Raw genomic sequence first — 22842 nt, forward strand, 5'->3', positions numbered from 1 at the left:
GAGTACGGCGACACCGACGACATCTTCGAGAACCCCAACAGCCAGCGCGTCGAGGACTACATCACCGGCAAGTTCGGGTAACGCGCACCCCCGTTCTCGCGGCGTCAGTCGCCGTCCGGCACCGGTTCGTACTTCGGACCGACGGGGAGTTCCAGGACGCGCGAACGCACGCCGAGCGTCAACTTCTTCCAGGCACCCATCTCGCCGTCGAGGCTGAACTGGACCGGTTCGTCGTTCTCCGCGGCGATGTCGAGTCGCGGCGCTTTCAGGCTGGTGACGTGCTCGGTCTCGCTGCCGAACAGCCGGTGGGCGGTGGTCTCGCTGAGAAGGTTTTTGGCTGGCATCTTCTCGATGATGGTCACCTCGAGCTGGCCGTCCTCCATGTTCGCCTGGGTGCGGCCCTCCGCCGGGAAGCGCCGGCCGTTCCCGACGAGCACGAACAGAGCGTGACCGGACCACGACTCCGCCGCGGTCGTGCCCGCCTCGACGCGGAGTTCCAGTCCCTCGAAGTCGGACATCAGCCGGAGCGTCTCGACGACGTAGGCGAGCACGCCGAGACGCTCCTTCTGCTCGGAGTCGGTCTCGCCGCTGGCGGCCGCGGTCAGGCCGCCGACGCAGGAGTTGACGAACGTCCGGTCGTCGGCGGTACCGACGTCGATACGGCGGCGTTCGCCGTCTTCGAGCATCTCGAAGGCGTGTTCGATGCCCGTGATACCGACGTTGCCGGCGAAGTTGTTCCCGGTTCCGGTGGGGACGACGCCGAAGGTCACGGAGTCGAACGCGTCCGCGAGGTTGAGACCGTGAACGACCTCGTTCACCGTTCCGTCCCCGCCCGCCGCCACGACCATCGAGGCCCCGCCCTCGGCCGCCCGGCGCGAGAAGTCGACGGCCTCCCCCTCGCGCTCGGTTCCGAGGACGGTGAAACCGTGTTCGGCGGCGAGTCCGCGGACCTGGTCGCCGTGGCCGCTGTCGCCGCTGACGGGGTTGAGCACGAGCACGCGCTCGTCTTCGATCGTCCCGTCGACCGCGGAGAAATCGCCCGAGGTGTCGGCCTCGTCCATCTCTTCTGCCTGTTCCGGCGGAAAAGGCAAAGTCCTGTCGGCCTCGTAATCCAATCGTGTTCAATATCGATTTACACGTCCACTCCCGGTTCTTCCACGGCCACGAGACGGCTGCCCAGCTGTTCGACCCCCTCGGTTTCCGCATGGTCGCGCGCATGGCCGACTACCGCGACCTCGACGCCATCGCGGTGACGAACCACGACTACCATCGCCCGTTCCGTGGCGGCGCGGTACCCGCCGTTCCCGGCATCGAGATATCGACGACGAAGGGCCACGTCCTGGTCGTCGGACCGGACCCGCCGACCCGACTCGAACCGGGGACGCTGACGCCGGCCGAGACGGTCGAACTCGCCCACGACCGCGACTGCGCCGCCATCATCGCCCACCCGTATCGCAACAGCACGGTCCGGGACGTCGACGCGGAGTTCGACGCCATCGAGGTGAACGGCAAGCATCCTCGGACCGAGGAGTGGGTCCGCGCGCTCGCCGACCGCCACGACCTCCCGCTGGTCGGCGGCAGCGACACGCACTACCCCGTAGAGGTCGGTCGCGCCTACACGCGCGTCGACGCGGACGAACTCACGCCCGAGAGCGTCGTCGACGCCATCCGTGACGGCCGGGTCGACGCGCGGGTCAGGTACGAGACCGCCGACCAGTTCGTCCGGCGAGCGTACCGGCGCATCCACAGGGAGAAGGATAACCTCCACCGACCGGACGAGGAGTCGCCCGGCGTCGGCGAACCCCCGACGGCGGAGGGCGAGTAGGTCGACGAGAGTCCGGCGCGCGCCGACCCACCGTTCCAGGACCCGGTCCACGGCGACGCGACGGACTCAAAAGGTCCTTGGTCGGGCGCTGCTAACCTCCCCGTATGCCGAAAGAACCGCCGAAGACCAGCGAGGGCTGGTACTCGCTCCACGACTTCCGGACCGTCGACTGGGACGCCTGGCGCGACGCGCCCGACCGCGTCCGCGAGAACGCACTCGACGACGGCATCGAGTTCCTGCGAGCCCACGAGGACGTCACCGACGCCGAAGACGGCTCCTCGGCCGTGTTCTCCGTCATGGGTCACGAGGCGGACGTCCTCGTCGTCCACTTCCGACCGGAGATGAGCGACCTCGACACCGCCGAGCGAGCGTTCGAACGGACGACGTTCGCGGACTTCACCGAGCGCTCGAACTCCTACGTCTCCGTCACGGAGGTCGGGGGGTACAACTCCGAGGAGATGGTCAAAGACCCCGAGGACATCGAGGACACGGGGCTGGCGCGCTACGTCGAGAGCAAGCTCTACCCCGACATCCCGGACAGCGAGTTCGTCTGTTTCTACCCGATGAACAAACACCGCCTGCCGGACGCCAACTGGTACGACCTCGACTTCGAGGAGCGCGCGGAGATGATGGACAGTCACGGCGAAATCGGCAAGGGGTACGCCGGCCAGGTGACCCAGATAATCACCGGCTCCATCGGCATGGACGACTACGAGTGGGGCGTCGACCTGTTCAGCAACGACCCGACGCACATCAAGGACCTGCTCTACGAGATGCGCTTCGACGAGGCGAGTTCGCGCTACGGCGAGTTCGGCCCCTTCTACTTCGGTCGGCGGTTCCCACCGGAGGACCTCCCGGCGTTCATGGCCGGCGACGAGGTGCCGACGCCCGAGGACGAGTCGGCCCACGGCCACGGTGGGAGCGAACACCACCACGGCGAGGGAGGCCACCACGGCGAAGGCGGTCACGGCGGCGGTGACCACCACGGCGGCCACGGAGAGAGCGACGACGCGAGCCGGTCCGAGAGCATCCGCGACGAACTGTCCGACCTAGACATCTACGCCGGCCGACCCCACGGCGAGGACGTGTACGCGATGGTCCTCTACTCCGAAGTCGACGCCGACGACCTGTACGAGGAGGTCGAGGGGCTGCGGGGGAACTTCGAGCACTACGACACGCACGTCAAGACCGCCGTCTACGAGGGCGAGGAGCGCTCGGCGGTCGTGAGCATCTGGGACACGATGTCCGCCGCGGAGACCGCGGGCGGCTTCCTCTCGGACCTCCCCGGCATCGTCGCGCGCGCCGGAGAGGAGAGCGGCTTCGGCACGATGGGGATGTTCTACACGGTCGAACCCGACCGCCGCGAGGAGTTCGTCGAGAAGTTCGAGACGGTCGGCGGACTGCTCGAGGAGATGGACGGCCACCACGACACCGAACTGCTGGCCAACCACGAGGACGAGAACGACATGTTCATCGCCAGCCAGTGGGCCTCGAAGGAGGACGCGATGGAGTTCTTCCGGAGCGACGAGTTCAGCGACACGGTCGACTGGGGCCGGAACGTGCTCGCCGACCGACCGCGGCACGTGTTCCTGGCGTAGGTGGGTTCGGTCGACGTGCGGCCGAGCGTCGCGCGCCGCGGAGTTTCAGCACTCACCGCCGGAACCAAAACCCCCATGCCGTCGGGAAGCCAATCGTCAGTAACCAACCGACGGTGATCTCATCATGACAAAGCGACACGTCACTCTCCCGGAGTCCGCCGAGGCGGGATTGCGCGGCTTCATCGACGAGGTGGACGAGCGACTCGCCGGCGAGGAGGACACCTGCGCGGTGGTCGAGGACGTTCTCGTCGACCTCTACGGCGACCGAGAGGCCTACGAGGCCTGGCAGAACGGCGAGCCGGTCTCGAACGCCGAGCGGGTCCGTCTCCAGGGGTACGACCCCTGCAACTCCACGCTGGAGAGCGAGTACTACGCCGAGAAGGACGAGGAGAAGTTCCGGGAATCGAAACACCTCCAGTGGCTCTGGCGGCAGTTCGACGCCACGCCGATGGCCGACAACGTCGAGTTCGCGCTCCGGTTCCGCCGGATGCTCGCCAAGCACCTCTTCGAGGAGTGCGGGGACGGCTGCCGCTTCTTCAAGGGCATCACGTTCACCTACGGGCACAACATCTCCATCGGCGACAACACCGTCGTCCACGACGACGTCCACCTCGACGACCGTGGTCGACTCACCATCGGCGACCGGGTGTCCATCTCGGACGGCGTCCACGTCTACAGTCACGACCACGACGTGGTCGACCAGACCCGGGTGGAGAACTACCACACCATCGTCGAGGACGACGCGCGCCTCACCTACGACTCGATGATTCGCGCGGGCGTGAAAGTCGGCGAGAACGCCATCGTCGGCGCGAAGTCGGTCGTCCCCAAGGACGTTCCCGCCCACCACATCGCGGTCGGCCAGCCCGCAAAGAGCGTGAAGGTGAAACCGGGCTGGGAGGACGCGGCCGACCCGCTGGAGGACGCCAACGTCTCCCGGAAGGAGGACCGTCGCATCGAGTACGAACTCGACGACGACTTCGACGTGTTCGACGAGTTCCAGCGCGACCTCCAGCCGCCGAAGTAGCCGACGGGCCCCGGAACCGTCGCCGAGCGGACGAGTCTACGCCCGGTCGAAACGTCCAGTCACCGGAAACCGAACCCGGTAGCGAGGCGCGAACGCGGGTGAATCCCTACGTTTTTCTCCCGGGAGCGTCTGCAAACGAGCATGCGACGCCGCACGTACCTCCGGTCGCTGTCGCTCGGACTCGCGGGACTCACAGGTTGCGTCGAGACGTCCGGCAGTTCGACGAAGACGACGACGATGGAGCGGGGACCGGGGGTGCGCGTCAAGACGGTCGCCATGCACCTGGAGGTCCCCTGGGGGGCGGCGTTCGGCCCCGACGGCGACCTCTATCTCACCGAGCGTCCGGGGCGCGTCCAGCGCATCCGCCAGAACACCACCGAGGTGCTCGCTGACTTCACCGACACCGTCGCGAGCCGCGGCGAGGGCGGACTGCTCGGCCTCGTCTTCCATCCGGGGGACCCGGACGTCGCGTTCACCTACCAGACGTACGAGGCCGCCGACGGACTGCGCAATCGGGTCGTCCGTCACCGGGTGGACGACGGGTTCGCGCCGGACGGCGTGGTCCTCGACGGGATTCCCGGCGCGTCGATTCACGACGGCGGCCGGCTCGCGGTCGACGGCGACGCGCTGTACGTGACGACCGGCGACGCGGGCGACGGCGACCTCGCCCAGAAGAAGTCGTCGCTCGCGGGGAAGGTCCTCCGGCTCACGCTCGACGGAGCGCCGCATCCGGACAACCCCTTCGGGAACGCGGTGTTCACCTACGGCCACCGCAATCCGCAGGGGCTGGCGTTCCGGGACGGCACGCCGTTCCAGACGGAGCACGGGCCGGACCACGACGACGAGGTCAACGTCCTCGAAGTCGGCGGTAACTACGGCTGGCCAGGGGAGATGGGCGTGGAGGGCGACGACTACGTCGACCCCATCGCGACGTACACGCCGACCATCGCCCCGGCCAGCGCGACCATCTACCGCGGTCCCATCGAGGAGTGGCAGGGCGACCTCTTCTTCGGCGCGCTCGCGGGCACCCACCTCCACCGGGTCGGTCTCGACGGGCGGAGCGTCGTCGAGCAGGAGCGCCTGCTGGTGGGCGATTACGGTCGCCTCCGGACGGCGTTCACCGGTCCGGAGGGACATCTCTACGTGACGACCAGCAACCAGGACGGGCGCGGCGGGCCGCCGGCACCGCAGGACGACCGCGTACTCCGGCTCCAGCCCGCGTGAGGCGTCTCGGCGTGCGGTCGCCCGGGCGTCCGGGCGGTCGACCGCGCACCGTCGTCGGTCGAGATCCGGGCTACTCTTCGCTCGCGTAGTCGCGGTACGCGCCGACCACGAGTTCGCCGAGCAGCCAGAGGGCGACCACGACCATGGCGGCCATCGTCACGAGTTCCGGCAGGCGGACCCACCCCGGGAAGACGAACGCCGCGTACGCCTCTGCCTGCTGGAGCATGCCGGTCGCGGCGTTCGGGTCGCGGAAGTGGCTGTCGAACTGCGTCGCCGGCACCGTGTCGGTGGAGTTCTCGGGGACGGTCATCCGGTCGGCCGAGTAGGGCATCATCACGCCCTCGTAGCGCCAGACCACCTCGCCGTCGGGGTTTATCTCGACGACGCGGTTGTTGAACGTGTCCGTGATGAGCGTGTTGCCGTTCGGCAGGCGGTCGGCGTCCCGCGGCCAGTGGAGCAGGCTCTTGCCGCCGTACTTCCAGACGACGTCGCCCGTCGTAGCGTTCAACTCGACCACGCGGTCGTTCTGGCTGTCGGCGACGAGCAGGTGGTCCGACCCCTCGAGGCGGTCGGGGTTGTGCTGCTCGTTCATCACGGCGTGGTTGCCCGGTCGACCGACCACGTCGACTATCTCGTTCGTCTCCGGGCTCACCTCGATGACCACGTCGAAGTTCCGGACCGATATCTGGAAGTTACCGTTCTCCAGCTTGTCGATGTCGTTCATGTGGGTCCAGTCCTTCTCACCGCCGGGGTCCGGCGGGCCGCCATACTTCCGGTGGAACTCGGTGCCCTCGGCGAGGTGGTTCTCGGCCTGCCACTCCCACGTTATCTCGCCCTGCTGGTTCACGGTGAACGCGCGGTCGTTGCCCATGTCGATGATGGCGGTCTCGCCGTTCGACAGGCGGTCGACGTCGTGGACCTCGTGGTGGGTGATGTACTCGTCGTACCACGAGTAGTTCCAGACGACCTCCTTGCTCGGGTAGTCGAGTTCGAGCACCTTCGCCTGGATGCACTGCTTCGAGGCGACCTGGAGGTGCTCCTCGGGGCACTTCGAGGGCGGGAGCTTCGTCGTCACCGCGACGAGTACGTTCCCGTTTTCGAGCTGTTCGGCGTCGAACACCCGGGAGTTCGGCGGGTCGTACTCCCAGACGACGTCGTTCGTCGAGGTGTTCACCTCGATGAGCCGACCGTTCAGCTTGTAGCTCTGGACGCTGATGAGCGTGTGGCCCTCGTACGGTCCCTCCGCGACCGTCTCGGCCTTCACCTCCTGGTCGGCCGTCACTGCCTGGATTCCGAGGACCGCGGCGAGGACGACGAACGCCGCGGCGAGGTATCGGACGCGGGGACGGTTCATATCGTCCACTTGTCCACGACGGTTCTAAACCTGCCGATGGGAGCGCAACGCCTCGGGTGGGGTCGCCACCGCGGCCACGCTCGGACAGGTCGAGAAGGCGACATCGACGGCGGATTTCCGCCGAGCGACCAGTGGTGCGCGCCGACCGACGGACCGGATTCTACCCGCAGACTGAAACCGCTCGCCGCCGAACGCCGAGTCATGAGCGTCAGTGGCCTGTGCCAGATCTGCGAATCGCGCGAGGCGACGCACGACTGCGACCGGTGCGGAAAGCTGGTCTGCGACGAGCACTGGAGCCGCGACAGCGGCTTCTGCGTCGAGTGCGTCGCGGAGCTGGGCGGCGACGTCGAGAAGGAGCGACCGTCCGGACCGGGTGCGGAGGACGTGACGCCACCGGACACCGACGACAGCACGCACCAGCTCTGAGGGGGTGCATCCCCGTGTGGGCGTCGAGCGCTCGGCCCGACCGTCGGCTCAGCGATACTGGTTCAGCTGTCGTTTGAGTCGCTTCGCGGCCTGGCCCGCGGCGGCGGCGAACTCCTCGCCCGCGTCCCGCGACTCCGCGACTCGGCTTCCGGAGGCGCCGTGGGCCTCGCTCTCCTCTCCGGCGAAGATGATGCCCCGCGAGGAGTTGACCAGTCCCGCGCCGTCCGCGAGGGCGTGCGTCGCCGCCGCCTCGGCGTCGCCGCCCTGCGCGCCGACGCCCGGGACGAGGAAGGGGAGGTCGGGCACCTGCTCGCGTATCGCTTCGAGTTCGTCCGGCGAGGTCGCGCCGACCACGAGGCCGACGTTGTCGTTCGCGTTCCAGAGGTCGGCCAGCGACGCGACACGCTCGTACAGCGGTTCGCCGGAGGCGAGTTCGAGTTCCTGCAGGTCGGCCGCGCCCGAGTTGGAGGTGCGACAGAGGACGAACACGCCCGCCTCCTCGCGCGAGAGGAACGGCTCCAGCGAGTCCCGGCCCATGTAGGGGTTGACCGTGATGGCGTCGGCCGTCTCCAGCAGTTCCGCGTACTTCCGGGTCGTGTTGCCGATGTCGGCGCGCTTGGCGTCGAGGACGACCGGAACGTCCTTTCCGTGGGCGTACGCCACGGTCTCCTCCAGCGCGGCCCAACCGTCCGAATGCTCGTAGAACGCCGCGTTGGGCTTGTACGCCGCCGCGTGCTCGTGGGTGGCGTCGATGATGCGACGGTTGAACGCCCACTGGGGCATGTCGTGCGCTTCGAGGTGGTCCGGAATCCGGTCGCGGTCGGCGTCCAGCCCCACCGAGACGATGCTGTCGGTCGCCGCGATGCGGTCGGCGAGCCGGTCGAAGAAGTTCATATCAGTCGGTTTTCGTGAGAGGACATGGCTCTGTCGAACGCGGTCCCCGCGTCGTCGGTTTCAGTACCCTAAAGGTCCGCCAGTTCCAAGAGTCGACGAATGGTACCGTCTGCCGTTGCCTTCGACCTCGACTCGACACTCGCCGTGACCGAGCGCCCACGGGACCGGCTGCTCGACGAGGCGACGGACGCCGCAGACGCACCTGCGCTCGCCCGCGAGGACTACCTCGACGCCCACTCCCGGCACCTCGTCAGCGAGACGCGGGAACCGATATTCGACGACCTCCTCTCCGGAGACGACGACGTCACCGCCGAGGACGTCGCCGACGCGTACCGCGAGGCCATCCTCGACGCGCTCGAACCGGTGCCGGGCGCGGCCGGGATGCTCGCCGACCTCCGCGAGCGGTATCGCGTCGGCCTGCTGACGAACGGACCGGTCGTGGCCCAGCGCGGGAAGATCGCCGAACTCGGCTGGGAGGACAGCTTCGACGTCGCCGTCGTCACCGGCGAACTCGACGCCGGCAAGCCCGACGAACGCGCGTTCGCGGCGGTGCTCGACGCCCTCGACGTCGACCCCTCGGAGGCCGTCTACGTCGGCGACCACCCCGACCACGACGTCCGCGGCGCGAAAGCCGCCGGGATGTACGTCGTCCAGGTCGTGTTCGACGGCGGTCCCGACCCCCATCCGGCGGCCGACGCCCACGTCGAGCGCGAGGACCTCCCCGAACGCCTGCCCGAACTGCTGTAGGTCGACCGCCTCGATTTCTCCGTCGCGGGCAGGGAGAAAAGCGTTTACAGCCGGAACCACTACGTCCGGACATGTGGAAACGGCTGCTGGCGCTCTTGCTGCTCATCCCGCTCGTCGACGGGCTCTTGCTCGTGTTCGTCGCGGGGATGGTCGGCTGGGAGGTCACCGTCGCGCTCGTCGTGTTGACCGCGCTCGTCGGAACGCTGCTCGTCCGCGCGGAGGGACGCCACACCATCCGCGAACTGCAGGCGGAACTCGCTCAAGGCGAGATTCCGACCGACCGCATCATCGACGGCGGATTCCTGCTCGTCGCCGGCGCGTTCCTGCTCACCCCCGGCCTCGTCACCGACGCCCTGGGGTTCCTGTTCACGCTCCCGCCGACGCGATACGTCTTCCGCGTCGCCGCCAAGAAGTGGGTCATCGTGCCCTACGTCGACAAGCAGACCGGCGGGTTCGCCTCGGGCAACGTCTACACCTTCGGATTCCCGAACCCCGGCGACCTGGGCGGCTCGGGGAGCGACTCCGGCGGGTTCGGTCCCGGGACCGGCGGAGCCGGGAGCGCCGGCGACGCCAGCGACGACGACACCTACCGGGTGGACGACGACGCCTACGACGTCGACTTCGACGACGGCGACGAGAAAAAAGGAAACCCTTAACAGTAGCAAGTGGCAACCACTGAATGCGCTCACTGCGGGCCAATAGCTCAATCAGGTTGAGCGCTCGGCTGATAACCGGGAGGTTCGCGGTTCAAATCCGCGTTGGCCCATCCGTTTTCCACGCGCTTACTATCCGACCGGGAACCGCCGGTTCACCCATTTCAACGGTGTGCCGCGATGTATCCGGCCGAGTGGCTACACAATCGCCTCGACGTGGCGTCAGAATCATAATCGTGATAACGGCCGCTCTGACGTCGAGCGACTATATTCTGCGACGAATTGGACTCGGTCGTGGTTCATAATCGGCTTTCCTGCCCGGAAGAAGGACTGTGGGGTTGTTTGAGAGCGGAGTATGGTGCGAAAGTGCAGGAAAAGCGACTGAGAATTGGGCGGGGATACGATTCGATGTCCGCGAATGCGGTCGCGTCTGTTGATTTCGGTGGAGGTGTTCACTCCAAGAGTTGGAGAGTTCGCGCCTTCGTAATCGCATGACTGGGACCGATTATGAAGAACGAGACGCGCTACATCAGCGTCGATTCGGTTGCAGACAGCTGGCGCCATCCCTTGTAGACCGCGTCTCACCCGCGATATGGGCGTTTTCAGCCGGTGTACTCTGTCTTCGATACCACTTCCTAGTTCAGTTTTCACTCTTTCTCCACAGTCTATTACCGGGGGCGAGCACCGATTATGAACTCCGTTCGACGCCGCGGCCAGGGTAGAGAACGTTCATAATCGGTTCTCGTGCCGCAGTTTCGATTCTGGAATGAGACTGCATCGGAGGGGTGATCGATTGGCCTGTACAACGAAGTAGAGGAGCCTGCTTCGACCACTACCACGGAGTCAGTTCGACGACCGTTCGCGCTCTCGTCGGGCTTCTACGTCTTCGACCGTCTCGTTCTCAAGCAGGCGCTCGACCCGACGCTCGAACTCCGCTTCGTCGATTTCGCCGCGAGCGTAGCGGTTCCGGAGGGTGTCGAGGGCGTCCTGCGTCTCTTCCCGTTCGTCTCGTTCCTCGCTCTCGCCCTCGTCCGCCGCGTCGGCGTCCGGCGCGAACGTATCGCTGAGGATGGCCACCAACGGCAACACGACGGCGAACCCGACGGGGAACACCATCCACCACCAGGGCTGGCCGGTGAACAGCGCCACTAGCCCGATTCCGAGCACGAGGAAGACGGTGATGGCCGGCGCTTCCTCCAGCAGCGATGCGAGCGCGTCGTTCATGCGGGAGTGCTCGCTCACCGTCCCTAAAAATCCTGTCACGTCACGCGGGGCCGAGGGAGAAAGTAAACGTTATTCCTGCCGAGCGGTTTCTTCCGTGTACGGGTTCGTGGTCTAGTTGGTCATGACGCGGCCTTTACAAGGCCGAGATCGGTGGTTCGAACCCGCCCGAACCCATTTCTGACGACGCGACGTGACGAGCGAAGCGAGGAACCGCGCCGTCGAACTGTTCCAGAAGGGTTCGAAACAGGCGAGGACGGTCGCACGGCCTACCGCTTCCCGCAGTCGCTTGCAGGAGACCCGTGCGTTCGAGAACGCTGGCCTAACTGCTATCCGGTCACGCCGGACTCCTGCGTCGCGCGTCGCTTGCGCAGTTCGTGGCCGAGTGCGCCGCCGATGCTCCCGAAGACGACGGGGTAGGCGACGCCAGCGACGGCGGCCGCGGGGAGGTACCTCGGGTGGACGAGCGTCGCGTCGACGCCGACGGAGAACGCCAGCGTCCCAGCGAGCGAGAGCGGCAGGTAGCCGAGGAAGACGAGCGCTCCGACGGAGGCCGAGTGCCAGACGGTGCGGCCGTCGGACGCGTGGGCCGCCAGCGCACCCGCTCCGACGAGGAGGACCGGCGGCACGAGATAGAGGAGTTCGTACGCCGGTCTGGCCGCGGCGATGAGGTTCACCGACCCCTCGACCGTCTCCGAGGAGAACGAAACGAAGTGAGCGCTGTAGAACAGCCAGCCCGCGCCCTTCCAGGCCGGAACGACGATGCCGTTCGTGCCGAGGTACGCGGCGAGGTCGTCGATTTCGGCGGTGCTCGCGAGTTCGACGTCCGCCAGCGCCCCCCAGACTGCGCCGCCGGTCCAGAGGAACGAGAGGAGATACCCGAAGAGGTACGCGACGATGCCGACGACGCCGGTCAGGAAGAGCGGGGACCGGAACGCGTCGCGGTCGAGTGCCATGACGCGAGTACGCCAACGTGACACAAATGTTTTCTGTACGATCGAAGACAGAAGCGGTCCAGAAGAGCGCCGACCGCTATTCGCCCTCGATAGCGGGAGATTGCTCGCCCGTCGTCGGCGCGTTCCGGGCGTCCACCGTGTGCGCGATGGCCACCAGTGCGAAGGCGACGACGACGAGAACGGCGAGAGAGAGGTCCGCCAGTCCGCCGAACGGTGGGATTCCGAACGACGACGCCGCGACGGCGACGGAACCGACCCCGGCCAGCGCGAGGTATCGCTTGCACCAGGTGATGTCGTCACGGGCGTCCATCTCGAGATAGGGGTCGATCTGTTCGGCCGCCGTCGAGAGTTCGACGATGCCACGATTCTGATTGTAGTCGACGATGCCAGCGTCGTCGAGCTTCGGAAGATGAGACTGGTAGAGAGCAGTGTAGACTCGCTTACGTTCCGCGGCCGATATCGCGTCGACGGCGGTGTCGTTCTCCCACGCCGCGACCTGCTCGGCGAGGTCGCTCAACTAGACCGTTCCGTCGATCTGCTTCAGGTAGTGGAGCGCGTACCGACGCCGCTGGTTCTTCAGGACGTCGAACACCATGTCTCGCGAGAGAGGGTCGTCACGTTCTTTCGATGCGTCTGAATCGAGGATATCGGGGACGCGGCCGGCCATCCCTGATTCGTCCCCGTCCGTTTCGCCTCGGTCGTTGCCGTCTGTACCGGAGGAGTCGCCGATAGTACTCATTACTATGCCACCCCAAGCTCGTAACCCAGCATGGATTCGTACATTACTCGGTCCAGCCTTTGTTATTCACCATTTACCGGTTGTAAACTGGGGCTTACGGAAAGCAGTAGACTATCCCTATCGGAACGTTTTACGGCGGTAAGCGGTGGTTACCAGCCCGATTTCGATTCCCGCCGATAGAAGTGGTACGGGTCGAACAGGTCGCGGCTACCGGCCGTGGAGATTCTCGTGGAGCCCGATGACGAGCGCGGGGACTACGACCATGAACAGGTGTTCTTCGATTGGAATGCCGAGCAGGTCGACGCCGGTCCGGAGCCGGATGGCGAACACGCCGATGGTGAGGGTGTACCAGTCCCAGAAGTACGCCACGGGATAGAGCACGAGGATGGTCTTGCCGGCCCGGCGGAGGGCGTCGGCGCGGACGAGGAGCGCCAGGGCGACGGTCCCGAACGCTATCTCGGAGGCGAGGTACGTGTACGGTCCGAACACGGCTCCGATGTCGGGGAGCGCCGTCGACGCTACGGAAGATACGAGCACGTTACGGAGTACGCACCGAGGCGAGAAAAGTATCCAGAAATGAGGGAATTGCGACAAAGTTCAAGACCGACGAGTGCGATGTTCGAAACGACGATGGATATATCTACCATTGCGAGGACGGACTACTACGAGATCGAGAGCGAGGAGCGACTGGGGAAGGCCCGCTCGATGTTCGAGGAACACAATCCCAAGGGCATCGTCGTCACCGAGGCGGGCGAGTACGAGGGAGTCATCACCCAGAAGCAGCTTCTCCAGTCTCACATCGAGGACCACACGAAGGTGGCGACGCTGACCAAGCCCGCGCCGAGAATCGGGCGCGACGACGACGTCCGGGACGTCGCTCGCTCGCTCGTCGAGGGCGGGACGAAGGTCGCCCCGGTGTTCGAGGACGGCACCCTCTGGGGCATCGTCGACGAGGACATGATTCTCGAAGGCGTCCTCGACAACCTCGACGCGCTCACCGTCGAGCAGATATACACCGAGGACCCGATCAGCGTCCCGGAGGACGGGACGCTCGGCCGGGTCATCAACCTGATGCGCGAACACGGCATCTCCCGCCTGCCGGTCGTCAACGACGACGGCTTCCTCACGGGCGTCGTGACGACCCACGACGTGGTCGACTTCGTCACCCGGAACATGGACAAGCCGACGCAGGGCGACCGCGGGGGCGACAACGACCGGATGCTCGACCTGCCCGTCTACGACGTCATGAACAGCCCGGCCGAGACCATCTCGCTGTCGGACACGGTCGAGGCGGCGGTTCGGAAGATGTTCGAGAAGGACTACGCCGGCCTCGTCGTCACGCCCGAGGACGACGACCGGGTCGTCGGCGGCATCATCACCAAGACCGACGTGCTCCGGGCGCTGACGTTCACCGAGGAAGAGCACATGGACGTCCAGATAACGAACGTCAGCCTGCTCGACACCATCTCGCGCCAGGACATCCGCGAGAGCATCCAGGAGATCACGAGCAAGTACCGGGACATGCAGGTGCGCCACGCGCACGTCCGGTTCCACGAGCACAAGGAGAAGCTCCGCGGCACGCCGCTCATCCAGGCGAAGATTCGCCTCCGGACGAACCGCGGACAGGTCGCCGGGTCCGGCGAGGGGTACGGCGCGGCGCAGGCGTTCAACGTCGCCCGGGACACGCTGGAGCGCAACGTCCTCGAACTCAAGGGCGTCCAGAGCGACCGCGAGTACGAAGGTCAGCTCCTCCGGAAGCTCGGCGAACTGTAGTCCGAAACCGACGTCGACCCTTTCAGGCGAACGCTCGCAACACGCCCTGACCGTCGGTACCACCGATGTCCGGGAGCGACGCGCGCTCCGGATGGGGCATCATCACCGCGACGCGCTCGGTGTCGCCGAGCACGCCCGCGACGTTGCCCTTCGAGCCGTTGGGGTTGGCGGCGTCGGTCACGCGTCCGTCTTCGTCGCAGTAGCGGAAGAGTATCCTGTCCTCGTTTGCCAGCGTCGCCAGTCCGTCGTCCGTTATCTCGAACCGGCCCTCGCCGTGCGCGATGGGAACCTCCACGACCTCGCCCTCGTCGTAGGCGCTCGTCCAGGGAGTGTCGGCGTTCTCGACCCGGAGGAAGACGTGCTCGCACTGGAAGCGGGCGCTCCGGTTGACCGTGAACGCGCCCGGCGTCAGGCCGGCCTCGCAGCCGATCTGTGCGCCGTTGCAGACGCCGAGCAGCGGGACGCCGTCCGCGACCGCGTCCCGGACGTCGGCCATCACGGGGGAGTTGGCGGCGATGGCGCCAGCGCGGAGGTAGTCGCCGTAGGAGAATCCGCCGGGCAGCATCACGCCCGAGACGTCCTCGGGGAGGCCGTCCTCGTGCCAGACGATCTCCGCGTCGACGTCGAGATGCGAGAGCGCGCGCTCGGCGTCGCGGTCGCAGTTGCTCCCGCCGAACCGCAGTATCGCTACCGTCATCGCTCCCGAACGTCGACCGCGTAGTCGTGGATGGTCGGGTTGGCGAGGAGTCGTTCGGTCATCTCCTCGGCACGCTCGCCGGCCGCCTCGGCGTCGGCGGCGTCGAGGTCTATCTCGAACTCGTCGGCCCTGCGGAGCGACTCCAGTTCGAAGCCGAGTCGCTCCAGCGCCCGCTGGGTCGTCTCGGCCTCGGGGTCGAGGACGCCCGATTTGAGACGGACGGTCACCGTCGCGGTGTAGGCAGTCATCGTCTGGAGGTGGTCGTCCATGCTCAAAAGCTCTTTTGGAACGTCGTCGTTGTGCACGAACGTGCGGTGCATCGACGAGTGTTGCGCCAGTGCGAACGCTTTTGCCCGACGACCTCGATTGAAACGTTCAATGGCTGCCCTCCTACCGCGGCTAGTGGTACGATGAGCGCCCGCGAGCTGACCGAGATAACCGTCGTCGGCGACGACGACACCGGACTCATCGCCCGGATTACGACGCTCCTGTTCGAGCACGGCGTCAACATCGAGGACCTGGACCAGGCGGTCAGGGACGACCTCTTCCGGATGACGATGCGCGTCGACGCGACGGAGATGGACGCGAGCGAACACCACCTCCGGCGCGAACTGGCGGCGCTCGGCGACGACCTCGGCGTCGACGTCCGGGTTCGGTTCCCCGCCGACCGCGACGCTCGCCAGGTCGCGGTGCTGGTCACGAAGGAGTCCCACTGCCTGGAGAAGCTGCTGGCGGCCCAGGCCGAGGGGGAACTCGACGCGGAGATCGGCGTCGTCATCGGCAACCACGACGACCTCCAGCCGGTCGCCGAGCGCCACGGCGTCCCGTTCCACGACGTCGGCGACGAGAGCGGGAACCACGACGAGCGACGGTTGCTCTCGCTGCTGGACGACTACGACGTCGACCTCGTCGTGCTCGCGCGGTTCATGCGCATCCTCAGCCCGAAGGTCGTCTTCCGCTACGAGGGGCGCATCATCAACGTCCACCCCAGCCTCCTGCCGGCGTTCCCCGGCGCGAAGGCGTACCGCCAGGCGAAGGAGGCCGGCGTCCGCGTCGCCGGCGTCACCGCCCACTACGTGACGACCGACCTCGACCAGGGACCCATCGTCACCCAGCGCGCGTTCGACGTGCCCGACGACGCGAGCGTCGAGGCGATGCGCGAGCGGGGGCAGCCCCTGGAGGCGGAGGCGCTGCTCGAGGCGGTCGAACTGCATCTCAACGACGACGTGGTCGTCCGCCGCGGCCGCACCGAACTCCGCGACCCCGACCGGGAGTACCAGCTCGGGCTGCCCGACGCCGTCGACGGCGCGACGCCGAACTCTCCCGTCGACGGCGAGCGGAAAGCGACGAGCGACGACTAGCGGATTTCCGCCGGGACGAGCGGACTCAGCCGGGGCCGGACGAACTCGTTCCGGATTCCGCTATCGGTCGGCGCGGACGTAGTCGAGCCAACATTTGGAGGAGGAGAGCGAGATTCCGCCGCCGTCGTAAATCGCGACGTGGATGGCCGGGTCCCAACAGAACTCGTTGGAGACGTCCCGCTCCAGACGAGTGCTCTCGTTTTCGATGGCGAGGTGGTAATCACCGTTGCTCAACACGTTCTCCTCGGTCACGTCTCCGTTCGGCGGAAGAGTGAACTCTTCCGTGTACTGTTTTTCACCACCGTCTTTCCGTTGGATCGAGATAGAGATGGAGCGGGCGGAGTTCGTGTTGTTTTTTATACGGATGTCCGTGGACTTGGTCGACGTTATGTACAGCCCGGTTGTGGCTAAAATGGTAGTTGGCACGCCTATTTTTAGCATATTCCTCCGCTTCATTGTACGTGTGTGAGTGTAGGGAAAGAGTTAAGAGTTACTCTTAGACGATATCGACGGTGAGATTAGAAGTCAAGGGGAGGTCTACGCTGTCCCTGACGTAGATAGTTCTACCCGGATCACAGGCCGTTCCCGCTTCGTCGTAGTTCCAGTTGTACTGTGATTCCGCCCGTACTTCTTTCGTATCTTCGCTCGTGGAAGGTTCCATATCGAACCACACGCCGCGATTGTCTTCTTGCCCGGTCGGGAACTGATTGAGGTTCATTATCCATTCCGAGTACATGTGGTCATCGTTCAGATCGTACGTGTTTCGATCCAGATTGACCGATAGGGACGGACCCACCGAAACCGAACCGAACGCGTATCCGATTCCAACGGAGAACGAATAATCATCGTCTTCACCCCGCGTGTCTGGACGTTCGGACGTTATCTTTAATCCGGAATCCCGTCCCGACTTGTACCCTGAATCGGGGGCGACGTCGATGTAGTCGGTGTGACTCGTAAGGTCGAGACTGACGTCAGAAGTATCGGAGGACGGTACTTTCGTGAAGTACGACTGCAGTGACCAGCGATTGTACCCGTTGTTCGGCAGTTGATCCACGTCGTACGACTTGTCTGCATCACCAGTCAAGTAGGCGAACCACTCCCATCCATCGTCGTCGAAATCGTTGCCGTAGTCCCTGGTTCGAACCCACGTGATGTCTTTGTAGTTTTCGTCATCGGTGCTAGCGATAGACCCACTCTGTTCCGTAACCTCCTGCTCGTACGTCCTGTTACGATCAGGCTTCGCTCTCTTTATAAATTCTTCAAGCTGATTGGCTTTCGGCGCGGATTTCGGTAACAGGGTGAATGCCACCGAATCCAACGACGGCTTTCTGATGTTTCCAGTTATGGAGTTATCAGAAGTGACGACGACCTCGGTGTGTTTGTACGGGTTCTTCTCCTCTTTTCTTTCGTTTTTGGTGAACAGTCGCGATTCTGAACTTGAATTTCGTCGAGGAGTTTCAGGCTGAGATCGAGAAAGGGAAACGGAGGTACTCGGGACCGAGATATTTCCGCTTAGTCCCTTTTTTATTTCGCTGAATTCTCCGGACGCATTGCCTACGATTTCTAGACTCTCGGGATCGTACGCGAGCCCAGTGAATTTGGTGTTCGACACGCTACGGCACTGGACGTCCGATTTAGCGCCGGTCGTAATCGGTAGCGAAGTGAGACCAACTGCACCGGCTCCGATCGATTTCAGGGCTTTTCTTCTGCTGGGGTTATGGCTATTTTTAGCCATACTCAGAAAGAAATATGTGTTGTAATATAAAAATTATGTATCGTAATTTAGATGTGTTCGAAAGCGTTGGCGAAGCGCTTCACCTCCGCGCCGCTCTCGACGAACACCAGCACGCGCGGCGGTCGGACGGCCTTCGGGCGGGTGCGGAGGCCCGCCTCGCGCGCCGCCTGCGCGACGTCCTCGACGTCCTCCCGGAGTTCGACGTGAATCCGGTCGGGGTGGACGTAGACGCCGCCGAGGAGTTCGCCGTCCTCGTCGTCCGCGTCGCGTCGTTCGACCTCGTAGGCGAGCGCGCCGTCCTCGGTGGGTTCCACGTCGCGGTCGGCGTTCACGACGGCCAGGGCCTCGAGCGCTCCGTCCTCGCGGCCGTCGAGTTCCGACGCCAGCAGTTCCGCGATGCGCCGACCGTCCGTGACTCGGTCCTCGACCATACCGGGCGTTGGCGCGGCCGGCGTTTAGGTTTCCCGTCTCACGGACCGAAGCGCATCGCCGCCGCTCACTCCGACGATTTCAGCTCCTCGCGGGCCTCCTCCGCCTCGGCGCGGACGGTGACGCCTCTCCGGCGAGCGTAGACGACGGCCGCGGCCTCGACGGTCAGGCCGGCCTCCTGCTGGAGTTCGTTTATCTCCGCGACGGCGGTCCGCTTGTCGGTCCCCGCCGAGACCACCTTGTCGAGCACCTTCTCGAACGTCGACTGCTCGCGCAGCAGGCTCTCGTCGGGCACGAACTCCTCCGGTATCTCGACCTCGCTCGGGTCGAACTCCGCCACCAGTTCGCCGTCCTCGCGCGCGAGCAGCCCCTGGCTCGTCGCCACGTCCACGAGGCGCTTGGCCTGGTCGGGCGAGAACCAGTCGCGGTCCAGCGACAGCGCGACGACGTACTCGCTCTCGCTCATTCGGTCACGACCCGTCTGCCGGAACGGCGCTGCCACCGCTGTCCGCAGGCTCATCGTCCCGCCGTCCCGCCCGCGCCGGCCTAAATCTGCCGATGTCGGGGCGCAATCGAGCCATTGAAGTGTGACCTGCCCGACCTGCCGTACATGAAAGACCAGGGACGCTCCACGCGCAAGCGGACCGGCGGCCGACTGAAGCATCTCCACAAGAAGAAAAAGCACGAACTCGGTCGCGAGCCGACCGAGACCCAGGTCGGCGAGAACGACTTCCGCACCGTCGACGCCCGCGGCAACACCCAGAAGATCCGGGCGCTCACCACGGACGTGGCCAACGTGACCGACGGCGACGAGACGGTCAACGCGACCATCCAGGACGTCGTCGAGAACGACGCCAACCCCAACTACGCTCGCCGGAACATCATCACGAAGGGCGCGGTCATCGTCACGAACGAAGGCAAGGCCCGCGTCACGTCGCGTCCCGGCCAGACCGGACAGGTCAACGCCGTCGTCGTCGACGAGTAACCGCCGCTTCCGTTCCCCCTCGTTTTCCACACGCGACCCTCGACAGCCCCGGGTCCGTCCTCCGATTCGGTTCCGCGGGGCCGACTCGCGCCTATCCGTACCGCCGCGCGTGGCCCTCGCAGAACGCGGGGTCGTCGAGTTGGGCGCGAAGGACGCCCTCGTGGCGGTGCGCGTTGTGCAGGCGACACCGCTCGTCGTCGCAGAACGCCTCGCCGGTCGCCAGGTAGTGGACCGCCTGGAGGACGTACCCCTTCAGCGCCTCGGTCGTCCGGGGGTCCTCGCGGCGCAGGAACGCCGCCTCGACTCGCTCGGCCAGGACGTCCTCCGGCGGCACCTCGCCCGTCGCCCGCGCGTACCGCCGCCGGTGCCAGTAGTACTCGGTCGGCTTCGCGGGCGCGCTCCAGAGCCCCGGGACCGAGACGACCGCGGGCCGACCGAGGACGCTCACTCGGCGGTGCCAGCGGTCGTTCCCCCACGTCGCCAGCGGCAGGTCGAGCAGTGCGACCCGGCAGTGCGAGAGCGACCGGTCGCTCCCGGCAGCGTCCAGAGCGGCGTTGCACGCCCGCTGGACGGCCCGCCCGTCGTACAGTCGCCCCTCGACGTCGTCGCTCGTCCGCGGCCCCGTCCGGGGACGGTCCGGGTCCGCGACCTGCCGGTCGACGACCGCGGACGGGTCGAGCGGGAACGGGTCGCGCACGGTCACGTCGGCGGTGAGACGTCCGCGAAGCCAGTCCGCTATCGCGTTCGCGTCGACCGCGTCGGACTCGGGCCGGTACAGCGAGACGCGGTCGGGCACGGCTCTCAGTCGTCGGCCGGCGACGGGGTGCGCGTCATCTCGACGGGGTCGGCGTCGGCGTCGAGTTCGTCGAGCGCGACCTGGGCGGCGCGCTTGCCGGAGAGCAGCATCGCGCCGAACGTCGGTCCCATCCGGGTGAGGCCGTACGTCGTCGCGGTGGCGAGACCGGTGGCGACGAGGCCCTCGTGGACTTTTCCGGTGTGCTCGACGACCTCGTCCTCGCTCTTGGCGACCCACATCGAGTCGTGGCCCGGCGAGTCGTGGCCCGGCGCGCCGTACTCGTCGTCGCCCGACTGGTCCATGCCCGTGTTGTGTTCCTGGGCGTGTTCGATGCCCGGCGCGTCGAGGACGCCGCGCTCCTGGAGCTTCGAGACGGCGACCGCCTCGTGACCCGTCGCGTCGATGACGAGGTCGGACTCGACGGCGATGGGGTCGACGCAGGTCAGCTCGCGCGGGAGCGCGTGGACCGGCGTCCAGTTCATCACGACGCCGCCGACGCGGTGGCCCTCGCGGACTACCACGTCGGTGAACTCCGTCATGTTCTGCATCTTCGCGCCCGCGTCGCAGGCGGCCTTGATGAGCCCGGAGCAGGCGTGCGGGCCGTTGGCGACGTAGAGGTCCTCGCTCTCGTCGCTCTCCTCGTAGGGCACGTCGAGTTCGTCGAGGACGGACTGGGCGGGGTCGCGCACGGTGACCTTGTTCATCAGGAAGCCACCGAGCCAGAACCCGCCGCCGAAGTAGTTGTTCTTCTCGACGACCATCGTCTTGACGCCGCGCTCGGACAGTTCCTTCGCGGCCATCAGCCCGGAGGGACCGCCGCCGACGATGACGACCTCGCTCTCGCTGAACTCCATGAACTCGTCGCTCCACTCCTGACCGATGGCGCGCGTTACCTCCGCTTCGCCTACCTCGCTGAAGCCTTCGAAGTCGCTCATACCACCTAGTGATATTCCAAGGTGGTTGAAAACTGTTTCCCTCCGCTCGCGTCCCCCTCGACGACGAAACGCGAGCGACGACGGAACGGAAACGCGATAGCGGCGTCGGTCGGACCGGAGCGGACGGTCGAAGCCGGGCTATCCCACCTGTTCGACCATCAAGGTTATATGAATGGTGTGCCTTACCATAGCACGTATGGCCTCCGCACCGACCGGTGACGCTGACGAATCTGTTTTCGACCAGTTCCTGTCCGACCGCGGCCACGAGACCGAGCAGGTAGACTGGCAAGAGGAGTACAACAAGAAGCAGTGTCCGGAGTGCGGCGGACTTCACGAACTCGCGGCCTCCAGGTGCTCCGTCTGCGGGTGGGCACCGTAACCGTCGAACCGACGAGGCCCGTCGTCCGTTCACAGCGCGGTTATCATCCCGGCCCCGACGACGACCAGCGCCGCGCCCGCGACGACGCCGTACGTCACGCGCTCTATGTCCCGGAGCAGGAAGTAGGCGAAGAGAGTCGTGAAGAGCGGCGCGGTCCCCGTCAGCGGGTCGACGACGGCGATACGGCCGGCGGGCAGCGCCAGCGCGGCGAACAGCGACAGCAGCGCGACCGCCGTGAGCAGACCGCTGACGGCGAACCGGGCGTACGTCCCCCGCGGTGCGGTCAGCACGTCCCGCCGCCCGCGAACGGCGGCGTACCCCGCCAGTGCGACGAGCGCCGCCGTCTCGTTCAGCGCGACCGCCTGCAGCGCCGTGGCCGGCGACGTTTCGAGGCCGTACCGCCGGACGACGTTGCCGACCGCGAACGCGGCCGCGGCCGAGAGGGGAAAGAGCAGCTCGCGGGGCCGCCAGCCGCCGATGTCGCCACCCTTCGCGAGCGCGAGCACCACGAGTCCGGCGACGAGAACGACGATACCCGCGGCGGTCGCGAGCGAGACCGGTTCGCCGAGCCACGCGAACGCCAGCGCGGTCGCGAACAGCGGGCGAGCGCTGATGCCGGCGCTGTTGATGCTCGCCCCGACGCGGTGGACGCCCGTGAACGTCGCCAGCCGTCCCAGCGCGGTCCCGACCAGCCCGGCGACGAAGAAGACGGCGACGGCGGCCGGCGAGAGCGAGGCGAGCGGATCGGTGCCGCGCAGCGCCAGCAGTGCGAGCCAGTAGAGGCCGCTGTCGACGACGACCACGACCAGCGACGCCTGGAGCGCGCTCCCGCCGGCGTCCATCCCTCGCTTCGAGACGACCGGCTCGAACCCCCAGAGCACGGCCGGTACGAGCGAGAGGGCGTACACCGCTAGCGGAACTGCCATCGGACCTACTCGCGTCGCTTTCGGCTTAGCTGTCGTGGCGGCGCACGCCCCGGACCGACGCCGACGTGGAGACGCCGGGGACGGCGTCCCGAAGCGGACGGTGCCGCCGTCACGTCGGAGAGATGTCGACAGACATTTATTGTAAGATTTCGAACCCATGCGCCG

At 66.2% G+C, this 22842-nt stretch carries 28 protein-coding genes, 2 tRNA genes and 1 pseudogene; 14 read left to right on the top strand and 17 right to left on the bottom strand.

Annotated features, from left to right (window positions below; all coding sequences use genetic code 11):
- Positions 1-81 (top strand): annotated as a pseudogene (locus ACTF4R_RS20015) (phosphate ABC transporter ATP-binding protein); the annotation flags it as partial.
- Between the two features lie 23 nt (positions 82-104).
- Here ACTF4R_RS20015 and ACTF4R_RS20020 read toward each other — a convergent pair.
- Positions 105-1061 carry a diacylglycerol/lipid kinase family protein gene (locus ACTF4R_RS20020; RefSeq protein ID WP_440010226.1) on the bottom strand — a complete coding sequence of 319 codons (957 nt, stop codon included), beginning with the start codon at positions 1059-1061 and terminating at the stop codon, positions 105-107.
- Between the two features lie 56 nt (positions 1062-1117).
- Here ACTF4R_RS20020 and ACTF4R_RS20025 point away from each other — a divergent pair, with 56 nt between their 5' ends.
- The 4 genes from ACTF4R_RS20025 to ACTF4R_RS20040 all read left to right on the top strand — a co-directional run bounded on the left by ACTF4R_RS20025 (position 1118) and on the right by ACTF4R_RS20040 (position 5671).
- Positions 1118-1825, top strand: coding sequence for a CehA/McbA family metallohydrolase (locus tag ACTF4R_RS20025; RefSeq protein ID WP_440010228.1), 708 nt, complete (start codon positions 1118-1120; stop codon positions 1823-1825).
- Positions 1826-1929: 104 nt separating this feature from the next.
- Positions 1930-3423: a heme-binding protein gene (locus ACTF4R_RS20030; RefSeq protein ID WP_440010231.1), complete on the top strand. Its 1494-nt coding sequence runs from the start codon at positions 1930-1932 to the stop codon at positions 3421-3423.
- A gap of 124 nt (positions 3424-3547) precedes the next feature.
- Positions 3548-4447 (top strand): acyltransferase, encoded by a 900-nt coding sequence (locus ACTF4R_RS20035; protein ID WP_440010233.1) that lies wholly within the window; start codon positions 3548-3550, stop codon positions 4445-4447.
- Positions 4448-4588: 141 nt separating this feature from the next.
- Positions 4589-5671, top strand: coding sequence for a PQQ-dependent sugar dehydrogenase (locus tag ACTF4R_RS20040; protein ID WP_440010236.1), 1083 nt, complete (start codon positions 4589-4591; stop codon positions 5669-5671).
- 70 nt (positions 5672-5741) lie between these two features.
- Here ACTF4R_RS20040 and ACTF4R_RS20045 read toward each other — a convergent pair whose 3' ends face one another.
- Positions 5742-7025, bottom strand: a complete 1284-nt coding sequence (locus ACTF4R_RS20045) for an aryl-sulfate sulfotransferase (protein WP_440010237.1) — start codon at positions 7023-7025, stop codon at positions 5742-5744.
- A 201-nt stretch (positions 7026-7226) separates the two neighbouring features.
- On the opposite strand from ACTF4R_RS20045, the gene ACTF4R_RS20050 reads away from it, so the two are divergent.
- The gene (locus ACTF4R_RS20050; protein ID WP_433625727.1) at positions 7227-7451 is read left to right on the top strand and encodes a hypothetical protein; all 225 of its coding nucleotides are present in this window, start codon (positions 7227-7229) and stop codon (positions 7449-7451) included.
- A 48-nt stretch (positions 7452-7499) separates the two neighbouring features.
- Here ACTF4R_RS20050 and pyrF read toward each other — a convergent pair whose 3' ends face one another.
- Positions 7500-8345: an orotidine-5'-phosphate decarboxylase gene (gene pyrF / locus ACTF4R_RS20055; RefSeq protein ID WP_440010240.1), complete on the bottom strand. Its 846-nt coding sequence runs from the start codon at positions 8343-8345 to the stop codon at positions 7500-7502.
- 99 nt (positions 8346-8444) lie between these two features.
- Between pyrF and ACTF4R_RS20060 the strand changes: the two genes are divergently transcribed.
- The 3 genes from ACTF4R_RS20060 (at position 8445) to ACTF4R_RS20070 (ending at position 9858) form a co-directional block, all read left to right on the top strand.
- Positions 8445-9092 carry an HAD family hydrolase gene (locus tag ACTF4R_RS20060; RefSeq protein WP_440010241.1) on the top strand — a complete coding sequence of 216 codons (648 nt, stop codon included), beginning with the start codon at positions 8445-8447 and terminating at the stop codon, positions 9090-9092.
- A 71-nt stretch (positions 9093-9163) separates the two neighbouring features.
- A complete protein-coding gene (locus ACTF4R_RS20065) occupies positions 9164-9748 on the top strand; it encodes an FxsA family protein (protein ID WP_433625735.1) in 585 nt (194 codons plus the stop codon).
- Between the two features lie 36 nt (positions 9749-9784).
- Positions 9785-9858, top strand: a tRNA-Ile gene (locus tag ACTF4R_RS20070).
- 730 nt (positions 9859-10588) lie between these two features.
- Here the strand turns inward: ACTF4R_RS20070 and ACTF4R_RS20075 are convergent.
- Positions 10589-10969, bottom strand: coding sequence for an SHOCT domain-containing protein (locus ACTF4R_RS20075; RefSeq protein ID WP_440010243.1), 381 nt, complete (start codon positions 10967-10969; stop codon positions 10589-10591).
- A 100-nt stretch (positions 10970-11069) separates the two neighbouring features.
- On the opposite strand from ACTF4R_RS20075, the gene ACTF4R_RS20080 reads away from it, so the two are divergent.
- Positions 11070-11143 (top strand) — tRNA-Val (locus tag ACTF4R_RS20080).
- A gap of 152 nt (positions 11144-11295) precedes the next feature.
- Here ACTF4R_RS20080 and ACTF4R_RS20085 read toward each other — a convergent pair.
- From ACTF4R_RS20085 to ACTF4R_RS20100, 4 genes are all read right to left on the bottom strand, one after another.
- Positions 11296-11922, bottom strand: a complete 627-nt coding sequence (locus tag ACTF4R_RS20085; RefSeq protein ID WP_440010245.1) for a DUF7978 family protein — start codon at positions 11920-11922, stop codon at positions 11296-11298.
- Positions 11923-11998: 76 nt separating this feature from the next.
- Positions 11999-12439, bottom strand: a complete 441-nt coding sequence (locus ACTF4R_RS20090; RefSeq protein WP_440010247.1) for a DUF7344 domain-containing protein — start codon at positions 12437-12439, stop codon at positions 11999-12001.
- Positions 12440-12661, bottom strand: coding sequence for a hypothetical protein (locus ACTF4R_RS20095; RefSeq protein ID WP_440010248.1), 222 nt, complete (start codon positions 12659-12661; stop codon positions 12440-12442).
- A gap of 207 nt (positions 12662-12868) precedes the next feature.
- Positions 12869-13198, bottom strand: coding sequence for a lycopene cyclase domain-containing protein (locus ACTF4R_RS20100; protein WP_440010249.1), 330 nt, complete (start codon positions 13196-13198; stop codon positions 12869-12871).
- Between the two features lie 93 nt (positions 13199-13291).
- On the opposite strand from ACTF4R_RS20100, the gene ACTF4R_RS20105 reads away from it, so the two are divergent.
- On the top strand, positions 13292-14434 hold the full coding sequence (locus ACTF4R_RS20105) for a CBS domain-containing protein (protein WP_440010251.1): 1143 nt from the start codon (positions 13292-13294) through the stop codon (positions 14432-14434).
- 22 nt (positions 14435-14456) lie between these two features.
- Here the strand turns inward: ACTF4R_RS20105 and purQ are convergent, their stop codons facing one another.
- Together purQ and purS are read right to left on the bottom strand one after the other, a co-directional pair.
- Positions 14457-15131 carry a phosphoribosylformylglycinamidine synthase I gene (gene purQ, locus ACTF4R_RS20110; RefSeq protein WP_440010253.1) on the bottom strand — a complete coding sequence of 225 codons (675 nt, stop codon included), beginning with the start codon at positions 15129-15131 and terminating at the stop codon, positions 14457-14459.
- Positions 15128-15379 carry a phosphoribosylformylglycinamidine synthase subunit PurS gene (gene purS / locus ACTF4R_RS20115; RefSeq protein ID WP_440010441.1) on the bottom strand — a complete coding sequence of 84 codons (252 nt, stop codon included), beginning with the start codon at positions 15377-15379 and terminating at the stop codon, positions 15128-15130. Before purS ends, purQ begins: the two co-directional genes overlap by 4 nt.
- Before the next feature lie 162 nt (positions 15380-15541).
- On the opposite strand from purS, the gene ACTF4R_RS20120 reads away from it, so the two are divergent.
- On the top strand, positions 15542-16492 hold the full coding sequence (locus ACTF4R_RS20120; RefSeq protein ID WP_440010254.1) for a formyltetrahydrofolate deformylase: 951 nt from the start codon (positions 15542-15544) through the stop codon (positions 16490-16492).
- A gap of 60 nt (positions 16493-16552) precedes the next feature.
- Here the strand turns inward: ACTF4R_RS20120 and ACTF4R_RS20125 are convergent, their stop codons facing one another.
- The 4 genes from ACTF4R_RS20125 to ACTF4R_RS20140 all read right to left on the bottom strand — a co-directional run bounded on the left by ACTF4R_RS20125 (position 16553) and on the right by ACTF4R_RS20140 (position 19176).
- Entirely contained in the window at positions 16553-16948 is a 396-nt protein-coding gene (locus ACTF4R_RS20125) for an Ig-like domain-containing protein (protein WP_440010256.1), read from the bottom strand.
- 40 nt (positions 16949-16988) lie between these two features.
- Complete coding sequence (locus ACTF4R_RS20130; protein ID WP_440010258.1) at positions 16989-18227, bottom strand: hypothetical protein; 1239 nt, start codon at positions 18225-18227, stop codon at positions 16989-16991.
- 47 nt (positions 18228-18274) lie between these two features.
- On the bottom strand, positions 18275-18658 hold the full coding sequence (locus ACTF4R_RS20135; protein WP_440010259.1) for a DUF7993 family protein: 384 nt from the start codon (positions 18656-18658) through the stop codon (positions 18275-18277).
- 65 nt (positions 18659-18723) lie between these two features.
- A complete protein-coding gene (locus tag ACTF4R_RS20140; RefSeq protein WP_440010261.1) occupies positions 18724-19176 on the bottom strand; it encodes a DUF2240 family protein in 453 nt (150 codons plus the stop codon).
- A 90-nt stretch (positions 19177-19266) separates the two neighbouring features.
- Between ACTF4R_RS20140 and ACTF4R_RS20145 the strand changes: the two genes are divergently transcribed.
- Positions 19267-19641: a 30S ribosomal protein S8e gene (locus ACTF4R_RS20145; RefSeq protein ID WP_440010263.1), complete on the top strand. Its 375-nt coding sequence runs from the start codon at positions 19267-19269 to the stop codon at positions 19639-19641.
- A gap of 91 nt (positions 19642-19732) precedes the next feature.
- Here the strand turns inward: ACTF4R_RS20145 and ACTF4R_RS20150 are convergent, their stop codons facing one another.
- The gene (locus ACTF4R_RS20150; protein ID WP_440010264.1) at positions 19733-20437 is read right to left on the bottom strand and encodes a DUF7001 family protein; all 705 of its coding nucleotides are present in this window, start codon (positions 20435-20437) and stop codon (positions 19733-19735) included.
- 5 nt (positions 20438-20442) lie between these two features.
- Positions 20443-21372, bottom strand: a complete 930-nt coding sequence (locus ACTF4R_RS20155) for a sulfide-dependent adenosine diphosphate thiazole synthase (RefSeq protein ID WP_440010266.1) — start codon at positions 21370-21372, stop codon at positions 20443-20445.
- Between the two features lie 196 nt (positions 21373-21568).
- On the opposite strand from ACTF4R_RS20155, the gene ACTF4R_RS20160 reads away from it, so the two are divergent.
- A complete protein-coding gene (locus tag ACTF4R_RS20160) occupies positions 21569-21751 on the top strand; it encodes an HVO_0416 family zinc finger protein (RefSeq protein ID WP_433625778.1) in 183 nt (60 codons plus the stop codon).
- Positions 21752-21780: 29 nt separating this feature from the next.
- On the opposite strand, the gene ACTF4R_RS20165 is transcribed toward ACTF4R_RS20160, so the two are convergent.
- Entirely contained in the window at positions 21781-22677 is an 897-nt protein-coding gene (locus ACTF4R_RS20165; protein WP_440010268.1) for an EamA family transporter, read from the bottom strand.
- Positions 22678-22842: the final 165 nt, after the last annotated feature.

This window comes from Halomicrococcus pelagicus (genome assembly GCF_051917725.1).
Classification (GTDB): Archaea; Halobacteriota; Halobacteria; order Halobacteriales; family Haladaptataceae; genus Halomicrococcus.

What these genes read in the sequence shown, in the direction of transcription:
- ACTF4R_RS20020 (WP_440010226.1), bottom strand. Translation starts at nt 1,061, where the DNA reads ATGGACGAGGCCGACACCTCGGGCGATTTCTCCGCGGTCGACGGGACG.
- ACTF4R_RS20030 (WP_440010231.1), top strand. Translation starts at nt 1,930, where the DNA reads ATGCCGAAAGAACCGCCGAAGACCAGCGAGGGCTGGTACTCGCTCCAC.
- ACTF4R_RS20035 (WP_440010233.1), top strand. Translation starts at nt 3,548, where the DNA reads ATGACAAAGCGACACGTCACTCTCCCGGAGTCCGCCGAGGCGGGATTG.
- ACTF4R_RS20040 (WP_440010236.1), top strand. Translation starts at nt 4,589, where the DNA reads ATGCGACGCCGCACGTACCTCCGGTCGCTGTCGCTCGGACTCGCGGGA.
- ACTF4R_RS20045 (WP_440010237.1), bottom strand. Translation starts at nt 7,025, where the DNA reads ATGAACCGTCCCCGCGTCCGATACCTCGCCGCGGCGTTCGTCGTCCTC.
- ACTF4R_RS20050 (WP_433625727.1), top strand. Translation starts at nt 7,227, where the DNA reads ATGAGCGTCAGTGGCCTGTGCCAGATCTGCGAATCGCGCGAGGCGACG.
- pyrF (WP_440010240.1), bottom strand. Translation starts at nt 8,345, where the DNA reads ATGAACTTCTTCGACCGGCTCGCCGACCGCATCGCGGCGACCGACAGC.
- ACTF4R_RS20060 (WP_440010241.1), top strand. Translation starts at nt 8,445, where the DNA reads ATGGTACCGTCTGCCGTTGCCTTCGACCTCGACTCGACACTCGCCGTG.
- ACTF4R_RS20065 (WP_433625735.1), top strand. Translation starts at nt 9,164, where the DNA reads ATGTGGAAACGGCTGCTGGCGCTCTTGCTGCTCATCCCGCTCGTCGAC.
- ACTF4R_RS20075 (WP_440010243.1), bottom strand. Translation starts at nt 10,969, where the DNA reads ATGAACGACGCGCTCGCATCGCTGCTGGAGGAAGCGCCGGCCATCACC.
- ACTF4R_RS20085 (WP_440010245.1), bottom strand. Translation starts at nt 11,922, where the DNA reads ATGGCACTCGACCGCGACGCGTTCCGGTCCCCGCTCTTCCTGACCGGC.
- ACTF4R_RS20095 (WP_440010248.1), bottom strand. Translation starts at nt 12,661, where the DNA reads ATGAGTACTATCGGCGACTCCTCCGGTACAGACGGCAACGACCGAGGC.
- ACTF4R_RS20105 (WP_440010251.1), top strand. Translation starts at nt 13,292, where the DNA reads ATGGATATATCTACCATTGCGAGGACGGACTACTACGAGATCGAGAGC.
- purQ (WP_440010253.1), bottom strand. Translation starts at nt 15,131, where the DNA reads ATGACGGTAGCGATACTGCGGTTCGGCGGGAGCAACTGCGACCGCGAC.
- purS (WP_440010441.1), bottom strand. Translation starts at nt 15,379, where the DNA reads ATGACTGCCTACACCGCGACGGTGACCGTCCGTCTCAAATCGGGCGTC.
- ACTF4R_RS20120 (WP_440010254.1), top strand. Translation starts at nt 15,542, where the DNA reads ATGAGCGCCCGCGAGCTGACCGAGATAACCGTCGTCGGCGACGACGAC.
- ACTF4R_RS20125 (WP_440010256.1), bottom strand. Translation starts at nt 16,948, where the DNA reads ATGAAGCGGAGGAATATGCTAAAAATAGGCGTGCCAACTACCATTTTA.
- ACTF4R_RS20130 (WP_440010258.1), bottom strand. Translation starts at nt 18,227, where the DNA reads ATGGCTAAAAATAGCCATAACCCCAGCAGAAGAAAAGCCCTGAAATCG.
- ACTF4R_RS20135 (WP_440010259.1), bottom strand. Translation starts at nt 18,658, where the DNA reads ATGGTCGAGGACCGAGTCACGGACGGTCGGCGCATCGCGGAACTGCTG.
- ACTF4R_RS20140 (WP_440010261.1), bottom strand. Translation starts at nt 19,176, where the DNA reads ATGAGCCTGCGGACAGCGGTGGCAGCGCCGTTCCGGCAGACGGGTCGT.
- ACTF4R_RS20145 (WP_440010263.1), top strand. Translation starts at nt 19,267, where the DNA reads ATGAAAGACCAGGGACGCTCCACGCGCAAGCGGACCGGCGGCCGACTG.
- ACTF4R_RS20155 (WP_440010266.1), bottom strand. Translation starts at nt 21,372, where the DNA reads ATGAGCGACTTCGAAGGCTTCAGCGAGGTAGGCGAAGCGGAGGTAACG.
- ACTF4R_RS20160 (WP_433625778.1), top strand. Translation starts at nt 21,569, where the DNA reads ATGGCCTCCGCACCGACCGGTGACGCTGACGAATCTGTTTTCGACCAG.
- ACTF4R_RS20165 (WP_440010268.1), bottom strand. Translation starts at nt 22,677, where the DNA reads ATGGCAGTTCCGCTAGCGGTGTACGCCCTCTCGCTCGTACCGGCCGTG.